This window comes from Flavobacterium circumlabens (assembly GCF_004345565.1).
GTDB lineage: Bacteria > Bacteroidota > Bacteroidia > Flavobacteriales > Flavobacteriaceae > Flavobacterium > Flavobacterium circumlabens.
This window is the reverse complement of record NZ_SLWA01000001.1, coordinates 243,510-254,440: the sequence shown is the minus strand read 5'-3', so window position 1 is coordinate 254,440 and position 10,931 is coordinate 243,510. Positions and strand designations below refer to the sequence as shown.

The 10,931-nt window shown below is 35.8% G+C and carries 8 protein-coding genes; 5 read left to right on the top strand and 3 right to left on the bottom strand.

Annotation, left to right across the window (positions count from 1 at the left end):
* Positions 1–59 precede the first annotated feature (59 nt).
* On the top strand, positions 60–2,435 hold the full coding sequence (gene pbpC / locus EV142_RS01075) for a penicillin-binding protein 1C (protein ID WP_132031878.1): 2,376 nt from the start codon (positions 60–62) through the stop codon (positions 2,433–2,435).
* Between the two features lie 176 nt (positions 2,436–2,611).
* On the opposite strand, the gene EV142_RS01070 is transcribed toward pbpC, so the two are convergent.
* On the bottom strand, positions 2,612–4,156 hold the full coding sequence (locus tag EV142_RS01070) for an Rne/Rng family ribonuclease (RefSeq protein ID WP_132031876.1): 1,545 nt from the start codon (positions 4,154–4,156) through the stop codon (positions 2,612–2,614).
* Positions 4,157–4,542: 386 nt separating this feature from the next.
* Positions 4,543–4,833 (bottom strand): HU family DNA-binding protein, encoded by a 291-nt coding sequence (locus tag EV142_RS01065; RefSeq protein ID WP_007805026.1) that lies wholly within the window; start codon positions 4,831–4,833, stop codon positions 4,543–4,545.
* 140 nt (positions 4,834–4,973) lie between these two features.
* Between EV142_RS01065 and mutY the strand changes: the two genes are divergently transcribed.
* From mutY to gldD, 4 genes are read left to right on the top strand one after another with little or no spacing between them, the layout of a single operon-like run.
* Positions 4,974–6,020 carry an A/G-specific adenine glycosylase gene (mutY, locus tag EV142_RS01060; protein ID WP_132031874.1) on the top strand — a complete coding sequence of 349 codons (1,047 nt, stop codon included), beginning with the start codon at positions 4,974–4,976 and terminating at the stop codon, positions 6,018–6,020.
* A 37-nt stretch (positions 6,021–6,057) separates the two neighbouring features.
* A complete protein-coding gene (locus EV142_RS01055) occupies positions 6,058–6,498 on the top strand; it encodes a single-stranded DNA-binding protein (protein ID WP_132031872.1) in 441 nt (146 codons plus the stop codon).
* Between the two features lie 23 nt (positions 6,499–6,521).
* A complete protein-coding gene (locus EV142_RS01050) occupies positions 6,522–7,817 on the top strand; it encodes a gliding motility-associated protein GldE (RefSeq protein WP_132031870.1) in 1,296 nt (431 codons plus the stop codon).
* A gap of 1 nt (position 7,818) precedes the next feature.
* Positions 7,819–8,379: a gliding motility lipoprotein GldD gene (gene gldD, locus EV142_RS01045; RefSeq protein ID WP_132031868.1), complete on the top strand. Its 561-nt coding sequence runs from the start codon at positions 7,819–7,821 to the stop codon at positions 8,377–8,379.
* Positions 8,380–8,440: 61 nt separating this feature from the next.
* Here gldD and EV142_RS01040 read toward each other — a convergent pair whose 3' ends face one another.
* Positions 8,441–10,876 (bottom strand): T9SS type A sorting domain-containing protein, encoded by a 2,436-nt coding sequence (locus tag EV142_RS01040; RefSeq protein WP_132031866.1) that lies wholly within the window; start codon positions 10,874–10,876, stop codon positions 8,441–8,443.
* Positions 10,877–10,931 lie beyond the last annotated feature (55 nt).

Below are 10,931 nucleotides of genomic sequence, written 5' to 3'. Positions count from 1 at the left end.
AAACTTTATAAACTTTGCAAATAACCTCGCGTTCCTTGCAGTTAAATTACGATTAAACTTTGAAAAATAAATTAATTGCGTTCTCGCAACGCATTATAAACTGGATAAAAAAGAATAAAATAAAATCAGCAATTGCATTTCTGCTCTTGCTGATTTATTATTTCTCCCTACCCCGAACTTTATTTAAGGAACCCTATTCCACAGTGATTGAAAGTAAAGAAGGAGAATTATTAGGGGCGAAAATTGCCCGGGACGGACAATGGCGTTTTCCGGCGCAGGACAGTGTTCCGGACAAGTTCAAAAAATGTATTGTTTATTTTGAAGACGAATATTTCTATAAACATCCGGGTTTTAATCCGGTTGCAATGGTCAATGCGATCCGGCAAAACAGAAAAGCCGGAAAAGTAGTTCGCGGAGGAAGTACATTGACGCAACAAGTCATAAGGTTATCCAGAAAAGGAAAGGGGAGAACTTATTTTGAAAAAATCATAGAACTTATTCTCGCAACCAGATTGGAATTAGGCTATTCTAAAAATGAAATTTTGGAATTATATGCCGCTCACGCTCCTTTTGGCGGAAATGTTGTCGGACTCGAAATGGCGGCATGGCGCTATTTTGGCGTACAATCGAATCAGTTGTCATGGGCTGAAAGTGCAACTTTGGCCGTTTTGCCCAATGCACCGAGTTTAATTTATCCGGGAAAAAATCAAATAAGGTTATTACAAAAACGCAATCGTCTGTTACTAAAACTAAATCAGGAAGGTATAATCGATCAACAGACGTATGAACTTTCCATAGACGAGCCTTTACCCCAAAAGCCTTATGATTTGCCCCAAATCGCACCTCACTTATTAGAACGTGTGGCAAAAAATGAAGAAGGAATGCGGGTAAAAACAACATTGGATTTTACGCTGCAAAACAGGGTCAATCAAATTGCGAAATATTATTACAATCAATACAGGCAAAATGAAGTCAGCAATCTGGCGATTCTGGTCATTGATGTTCAGAATAGAAATGTCATCAGTTATGTTGGAAATGCTCCGACTGATGGTGATCACCAGAAAGATGTTGACATTATCGACGCGCCAAGAAGTACAGGAAGCATTCTTAAACCTTTATTATACGCAGCTATGCTGGATGATGGCGAACTGCTGCCCAACACTTTAGTGGCCGATGTCCCTACGCAGATTGCAGGATATACTCCCCAGAATTTTAATCTGACTTTTGATGGCGCTGTTCCGGCACATCGTGCCCTGTCACGTTCCTTAAATATTCCGGCCGTATTGATGCTGCAGGATTTTGGTGTGAATAAGTTTTACGAAGAACTTCAGAAATTTCAGTTGAGTGACATTGATAAATCGCCGGACCACTATGGATTGTCGCTTATTTTGGGAGGTGCCGAAAGTAATTTATGGGATTTATGCAGGACGTATTCCAATTTATCTTCCACGGTCAATTATTTTAATAAAAGCCACGGAAAATACAGAACCAAAGAATTTACACAACTTAATTATAAGAATGACTTTCAGCCTGATTTTGGATCAGAAAGCGAACAGAAAAATATCTTGGGTGCCGGATCAATCTGGCTTACGTATAATGCAATGGAAGAAGTAAACCGCCCGGAAGGCGATGAAGCCTGGAAATTTTACGACAGTTCACTTAAAATTGCCTGGAAAACAGGTACCAGCTTTGGTAATCGTGATGCCTGGGCTATCGGAACAAATTCCAGATATGTAGTGGGAGTCTGGGTCGGAAATGCAACCGGTGAGGGAAGACCAACATTAACAGGAGTGACGAGCGCAGCGCCAATTTTATTTGATGTTTTTAATTTATTGCCAAGACAAAGATGGTTTGGGATTCCGTATGAAGATTTAAATGAAGTTGAGGTCTGCAGCCTAAGCGGGCATCTGGCAAAAGAAGGCTGCCCCAAAATAAAACAATGGGTCACTAAAAAAGGAAAAACAACAACTGTATGCCCGTATCATAGAACAGTCCATCTGGATCTGACACAGCAATTTCAGGTAAACAGCAGTTGTGAAAGTGTTGAAAATATAGTGACAAAAAACTGGTTCATATTGCCTCCGGTCATGGCCTGGTATTACAAAAGCAAACATATTGAATATGTACCGTTGCCTCCTTTTAAAGAAGATTGTATGGGGACACAGACAGTTGCTATGGATTTTATTTATCCGAAAACGAATAGTAAAATTTATTTAACGAAGGATTTTAACAGCGAAGTACAGCCGGTAATTTTTAAAATTGCTTATGCACAGAGAGAAAAACAATTGTTCTGGTATGTAGATCATGTGTACAAAGGCGTTACCAAAGTGTTTCACGAAAAGCCAATTATAATGAACGCCGGATTTCATAACATCACGGTTGTGGATGAATCCGGTAATGAAATTAGCAGAAAAGTAGAAATTGTAAGGGAATAATACTCTTGTCAGGCTGAGCGGAGTCGAAGCCGCTCTTAGGTATTAAGCCTTCGACTCCGCTCAGGGTGACAATTGAATAATAGTTTTTATTCGTGTTCATTCGTGCAATTCGTGGCAAAAAAGGCAAAAAAAAGACATAAAAAAACCGCTACTCTTTCGGGAAGCGGTTTTTTAATTTATTCTGAAATAACATTTCCTTTTTTATCATAGAAATGGTATTCTAAGTACGTGTAAGCGTCACGAGGTATGATTTTCACCCATTTCTTATGTTCAAAAAACCATTTTGAACGTAATGATGGAAAACCTTTACTGAGGTATGCAGCCACAAACGGATGTACATTAAGCACAACACTTTTGTGGATTTTTAAAATTCTTTCTAAATCAGATGCGATTTTATCAATGATTAAAATTGGCGCTTCAATTTCGCCATGTTCATTGTTTGGATCTTCTTCTCTAGTTTTAATATTTACTTCTGGTCTTACGCGTTGTCTGGTAATCTGGACTAAACCAAATTTACTAGGCGGTAAGATTTTATGCTTTGCTTTATCGTCGCTCATTTCTTCTCGCAAGAAGTCGAACAGGACTTTCCTGTTTTCGGGATTAGACATATCGATAAAATCAACTACGATTATTCCGCCCATATCACGCAGACGAAGTTGTCTGGCAATTTCAGCGGCAGCAATCATATTTACTTCCATGGCAGTATCTTCCTGATTAGTCGCCTTATTCGAACGGTTTCCGCTGTTTACGTCTATAACGTGAAGAGCTTCAGTATGTTCTATAATAAGATAAGCGCCTTTACTCATCGAAACTGTTCTTCCAAATGAAGTTTTGATTTGTCTCTCTATATTGTATTTCTCAAAAATTGGAGTATCATTTGATTGATAAAACTTAACAATCGATTGTTTTGAAGGTGCAATTTCCTGCAGATATTCCTTCGTTTGCTGGAACAACTCTTCATCATCTATCTGAATACCACTGAAGGTATCATTAAATACATCTCTTAATATTGAAGAAGCTCTGTTAAGTTCTCCTAATACTTTTGATGGATGATGAGCAGTTGGTAATTTTTTACACATTGCAGTCCATCTGCTAAGCAGGTTCTGCAAATCTTTTTCTAATTCGGCTACGTTTTTGCCTTCGGCTACTGTGCGAACAATAACACCAAATCCTTTAGGTTTGATCGATAACACAAGTCTTTTTAGACGATCCTTTTCCTTTTTGTCTTCTATTTTTTGAGAAATAGAAACACGGTCAGAAAACGGAACGAGAACAATAAATCTTCCTGCCAGTGAAAGCTCAGCGCTTATCCTTGGACCTTTGGTAGATATAGGTTCTTTTACGACTTGTACTAAAACAGATTGATTGGCACTTAAAATATCAGTAATGATGCCATCTTTGTCAATCTCTTTTTCAAACTGAAAGGTTTTTAGGGAGAAATCTTTTATTTTACCTGCGCTTACAAGTTTTATGAATTTCAGTTGGGAAGCTAAGTTAGGTCCTAAATCGTGATAATGTAAAAAAGCGTCTTTTTCGAAGCCTACATTTACAAAAGCAGCATTAAGTCCGGCAACTGGTTTTCTGATTTTGGCAATAAAAATATCACCAACCTGAAAGTTGCTTTTCTCTTCTTCCTTGTGTAATTCAATTAGTTTTCCATCTTTTAATAAGGCAAAATCTACGGCTTCAGAACTAGATCTAATGATTAATTCTTTATTCACACTGTAAATTTTTATCCAGACTTTTAGTTTCAGGTTTTTAAGTTCCAAGTTTCAGGTTTCACAACTCATAACTCACAACTTATAACTCATAACTGAATTGTAAGGATGGATTAAACAATATTTTTTAACAGGTATTGAACCCGGGGGAATTTTAGTAAGCAGTTTTCGGTATCAGTGGCAGTTTAAGCTGCGGACTGTGACTTTGGACTGAGACTAAATTCCAATTTCAATGAACGGTTAAAAAGAAAAAAGTAGTTTAAAACTACTTTTTCTTTTTGTGACGGTTAGCTCTCGCTCTTTTTTTTCTTTTGTGAGTAGCTACCTTATGTCTCTTTCTTTTTTTACCACTTGGCATATCGTGTCGATTTTATGATTAATTAATAGTATTATTTTGCTTCGTTGTTTGTTTTAACTCCCTCTACAAATACTTTTGCAGGTTTAAAAGCAGGAATGTTGTGTGCTGGAATTTTGATAGTGGTGTTTTTAGAAATGTTTCTACCTGTTTTTTCAGCTCTGGTTTTTACGATGAAACTTCCAAAACCTCTTAGGTAAACATTGTCTCCAGTTTCTAATGAAGTTTTAACTTCTTCCATAAAAGTTTCTACTGTTGCCTGAACATCTCCTTTTTCAAGACCAAGTTTCTCTGAAATTTTCGCTACGATATCTGCTTTCGTCATTTTCTTTCCTATTTAATTTTATAAATGGTGTACTATTTTTTTGAGTTTGCAAATATAGGAATTAAAAAAATAATTAATCAAGCTAATTCGTTAAATTTTAATTACATAAACATTTACTTTTGTATTCTAAGTATTTTGCGATGAATTTTCATAACATATTGATAAATTGGTATTTACAAAACAAACGTGATTTGCCATGGCGAAAAACGGCTAATCCTTACCTAATTTGGCTCTCAGAAATTATGCTGCAACAGACAAGAGTTGCGCAGGGAATGCCGTATTTTTTTTCTTTTACGAAGGAATTTCCTACTGTATTTGATTTGGCAAATGCTGATGAAGAGCAGGTTTTGAAACTTTGGCAGGGTTTAGGGTATTATTCCCGTGCCAGAAATTTGCATAAAACGGCTCAATATGTGGCAAATGAGCTGAATGGCGTTTTTCCTCCTGGTTATAATGAGTTGCTAAAACTAAAAGGTGTTGGCGAATATACGGCTGCTGCAATCGCTTCTTTCTCCTATAATGAAGCAGTGCCTGTTGTTGATGGAAATGTATTTCGGGTACTTTCTCGTTATTTTGATATAGAATCTGATATTGCATCGCCTGCCACAAAAAAAGAGTTTACGGAGCTTGCCAGGGAATTAATGCCAAAAGATAACCCGGCGATTTTCAATCAGGCGATTATGGAGTTTGGTGCTTTGCAGTGCGTACCTAAAAGTCCCAACTGTACTATTTGTGTTTTTAATGCCAGCTGTCTCGCACTGCAAAAGAAGAAAGTAAATGTATTGCCCGTAAAATCCAAAAAGATAAAAGTCACCAATCGGTTCTTTAATTATTTGATCATGGAAGATGTTTTGGGGAATACTTTAATTCAAAAAAGAACAGCAAAAGGGATCTGGCACAATTTATATGAATTTCCTCTTTTAGAGACTAAGGAAATTGCCGACTTTGATTTTGTTTCAAAAGCGATTCAAAATGACCTGTTTTCCGCCTATACAATAATAGGTCTAGAAGAATGTAGTGATGAGACGGTAATTCATAAACTGTCCCATCAGCATTTACATATCCAGTTTTGGAAAATTAAAATTAAGGAAATAATCGAAAATGGTATTAATGCTAACAATTTGAAAACATTTCCCTTTCCGATTGTGATATATAATTTTATTGAAAAGCAGGAAATAAATTGCTAAAAAAATGTATCTTTGGGATAAATACCACAAATAAACCATGAACGGAACATTAAATAAAGTGATGCTCATTGGCCATTTGGGCGATGATGTAAAAATGCATTATTTTGATGGAGGAAACTGCATCGGACGTTTTCAGCTGGCTACAAATGAAATTTACATCAATAAAACTACAAACGAAAAAATAACTTCGACGGAATGGCATAATCTCGTCGTGCGCAATAAAGCGGCTGAAATTTGCGAAAAATATCTTTCTAAAGGAGATAAAATATATATTGAAGGACGTATAAAATCACGTCAGTGGCAAGCTGAAGACGGCACCACAAAATATACTACAGAAATTCAGGTCACGGAATTTACTTTCCTGACAACCAAAAAAGAAACTACAATACAGAAGCCAAATACCGATTCAGAATCCGTAAAAAACACTAACTTTGAAGCGACTAACGAAGACTTGCCTATAAATGACTTGCCTTTTTGATTGTTTAACTAATTTTTTTCAGTTTGGACCCGGAGCCCAGTTTACTTTTTAGTACAAATTTAGACATCAATTTAATCATTGGTTTTGTCGGAATATTTATTTTGCTGTTTTTATCAGCAATTGTTTCAGGTGCCGAAGTGGCACTTTTTTCTTTGTCACAAAAAGATATTGACGACACACTTCAGGAAAATCTTTCAAAAGGAAAAATCATTTCTAATCTTTTAGATAAACCCAAAAAACTTTTAGCAACGCTTTTAGTAGCCAATAACTTTCTAAATATCGGAGTCGTTATTCTGTTCTCCTTTATAGGACAGAATATTTTTGCTAATGTACAATCGCCGGCTTTTAAATTTATCTTAGAAGTGATCCTGGTGACTTTTTTAATTTTGTTGTTTGGAGAAGTTTTACCAAAAGTATATGCCAGCCGAAACAATATAAAATTTGCAAAATGGGTAGCCTATCCCGTTGCTTTTCTGGATAAATTACTTTCACCTGTAAGCTTGCCCATGCGCAGTCTTACCTTATATTTGCAAAATAAATTAGGAAAACAAAAGAATAATTTTTCGATAAATCAGTTGTCACAGGCTTTAGAGCTTACGGATTCCGAAGGAACTTCAAGTGAAGAACAAAAAATATTGGAAGGAATCGTTTCTTTTGGAAATACAGATACAAAGCAGGTTATGAGTCCAAGGATTGATATTTTTGCTTTGGAAATTTCAGAGGCATTTGAAACGATTTGTCCGAAGATAGTCGAAAAGGGCTTTTCGAGAATTCCGGTTTACAAAGACAATATTGATCAGATTGAAGGCGTTCTGTTTGTGAAGGATTTATTGCCTCATATCGATAAAAAAGAATTTGACTGGACCTCATTAATAAGAGATGCTTTTTTTGTTCCCGAGAATAAAAAACTGGATAATTTACTAAAAGATTTTCAGAGCCTTAAAAGTCATTTGGCAATTGTAGTGGATGAATATGGCGGAACATCGGGATTGGTTTCTTTAGAGGATGTTATTGAAGAAATTGTCGGGGATATCAGTGATGAATTTGATGATGAGAATTTAAACTTCTCGCAAATAGACGAAAAAAACTTTCTGTTTGAAGGAAAAATTAACATGAAAGATTTTTACAGGATTGTTGAAGTCGATGAAGATGTTTTTGAATCCCGCAAGGGGGAAGCAGAAACCTTAGCCGGTTTTATATTGGAAATCCTGGGTAACTTCCCTAAAAAAGATCAGAAAGTAACGTTTGAAAACTGTGTCTTTACAATCGAAGCAGTGGACAAAAAACGCATAAAACAAATAAAAGTAACATTAGAATAAAATGCTTAAAAAAATAATTTCAACATTGACAATTTTACTGATTTTTACAATTATAAGTTGCAAAAATGAGGTATTACCTAAGCCGTCCAGTTACTTGCGTTTAGATTATCCGGAAGCTAAATATGTGAATTTTGAAAATAATTGTCCGTTTACTTTTGAAATGAATGAAGGCGCTGTAATAAAAGGAGAAAAGAATTGTGGATTTGCAATTACGTATCCGAAAATGAAAGCGACTATATACCTAACGTATAAACCGGTCAATAATAATATTGAGAAATTATTAAAAGATGCGCAGAAGTTAACTTACGAACATGTTATAAAAGCAGATGATATTTTAGAACAGCCGTATTTAAACCCCGAAAAAAAAGTGTACGGAATGTTTTATCAGGTCGATGGAAACGCTGCTACCAACTCACAATTTTATGTGACAGACAGTACAAAACATTTTATAACGGGATCGGTTTATTTTTATGCCAAGCCTAATTTTGATTCTATTATGCCGGCCGCGAGTTATATTAAAAATGACATGCGACAACTGATGGAAACCCTGAAGTGGAAATAATATTTAAAAGAAAAAGCATTCACCGCAAGATGAATGCTTTTTTTTAGCAGTATAAAGAAAATTATTCTTTAATTATTTTCATTCCGTAAGATCCTTTTTCTGTTTGTATTTTAACTACGTAAATTCCTTTCACTAAAGACTCAATGTTGTAAGTGTCATCAGTCAGGAATGATTTATAGACAGATCTGCCCAACAAATCAAATATTTCTAATGCAAGGACAGTTTCCTCTCCCGAAACAGAAAATTTATTTTTGACCGGATTAGGAAACAGATTTATTTTTTGTGCAGATGATTTTGTGGGGATAGCAGTATTCAAAGTGTTTGAAGAGCCAAAATACTTTGCATACACACTGTTGCTGCTGTTATTATTGTTGTTATTACTGCTATAAACAACTATTGGAACATTTTTATTATTGACTACTATCAGAGGTCTGTATATTGGATTTTGAGAAAACTCAGCTGTGCCTACCAGTTCCCAGGATGTCCCGTTAAATTTCCGAACGGTACTTTTCTTGCTGTTATTCCCCTGATCACAATAGAATATATAAGGGGCATTATTGTGGTCTATGGCTATAGATTTTTCTTCGCCTTTACAAAACCCTGCGTCTCCTACTATTTCCCAGGATGCTCCATTAAATTTTTGAATGGTATTCCATTCACTCAAATAACTGGAAGCATGCAATATATATGGAGTATCATTAGAATCGATTGCAAGTATTCCGGGAAAGTTATAATTTTTTCCTGAGCCCACCGTTACCCATGCGTTGTCTTTGAATTTCTTAATTGAGCCAAGGTTCTCAAAATTCTCGCTATCCTTATAACAGACATAAGGTACGTTGTTGTTATCAATAGCAATAGAACTTACAAATGTATCAGAATAAGATCCGGATGAATACCCCAAAGTTCCAACAGGTACCCAGTTTTTACCGTTATATTTTTGAACCACCGCATCATAAAGACCTGCACTTTTAAATTGCGTGTAAGCAACATAAGGTATGTTGTTATGGTCAATAGCGATATTTAAATTTCCGGCAAGCTCCGGTGAAAATCCAGCAGTATCTAATAGTTCCCATGAGGTACCGTTAAATTTCTGAACCGTGCATTTTCCATTGGAGTAAGATGTGCCTTCTTTATAAGCAACATATGGTATATTATTGTTGTCAATGGCTATAGAAATAAGATTAACCTGCCCGATAGAAAAGCCGGCTTTTCCAACAATTTCCCAGGTTTTCCCATTGTATTTCTGAACCGTACATTTCTCTAATTTTTTTTGGTCCGAATAGGCGACATAAGTAACATTATTGTGGTCTATCGCGCTTGAAATAATTTCTACAAGAGGCCCTTCTTCAGAAATTCCTCTCGGTCCAACTTCCTCCCAGTTTATACCATTAAATTTCCTTACAGTTCTGTTGTCATTCTTTCCTGCATCTTTGTATACTACATAAGGTACATTATTATCGTCTAAGGCCATTGAAATATTTTCTACTGATCCATAGGAAAATCCTAATGGACCAACAGGATTCCAGTTGGTCCCATTAAATTTTTGAATTGTAATTTTAGAAGAATTTGCGTAGTCTTTATAGGCAACATATGGTATATTGTTTTTGTCTATTTTAATAACAGGTGAGGCCTGTCCATTAGAGAATCCTGCTTTCCCTACTAGCTCCCATGATTTCCCATTAAACTTCTGAACCGTGCTGCCATATGAATTTTCAACATCTAAATAGGAAACGTAAGGAGTATTATTACTGTCTATAGCCAGCGAGACATCACCGGCAACACCTTCTGAAAATCCGGAACTTCCTAATATTTCCCAAGAACTACCGTTAAATTTCTGAACAATACTTTTATATCCGCCGACGGCCCCGCTATTGTTATATGCTATGTAAGGTATATTATTATTATCTATGGCAATTGAACTACTGTAGTTGTCGCCGCTACCTTCAGAAAATCGGGCTAAACCTACCAGCTCCCAATCGCTGCCATTGTATTTTTGTACGGTAAGTTTGTTGGTATAATCGGTTGTTTTTTTGCCACTGTATATTACGTAAGGGACATTATTGTTGTCTATAACAATAGAAATGTATTCTGCTGATCCAATAGAAAAACCTTCGTTGCCAACTGGTATCCAGTTAGTTCCGTTAAATTTCTGAACAATAATTTTAGAATTTAAGTTATTTTTGTAAGCAACGTATGGAATATTATTCTGATCCACGGCAATTGAAATATCATCTACACTTCCCGGAGAAAATCCTTGTATTCCAACCAGCTCCCAGGATACTCCGTTAAATTTCTGCACCGTACCTTTTCCATCAGCCCAATCATCTTTATAGGCAACGTAAGACAGCTTGTTTTTGCCTATTGCCAAATGTGTTTTTGAAGCCTTTAAAAAAGCATTACGGTTCAGGTCGTTGGTATTCATAGGTTGCCAGCTGTCCTGAGCATACGTAAAATTTAAACAGAAAATGTAAAAGATAAAATGTAGAAGTCTTTTCATAGAAAAAGGTTTGATTTTAAAACAAATATAGAAACAATCGGTTGGGATTGTTTTA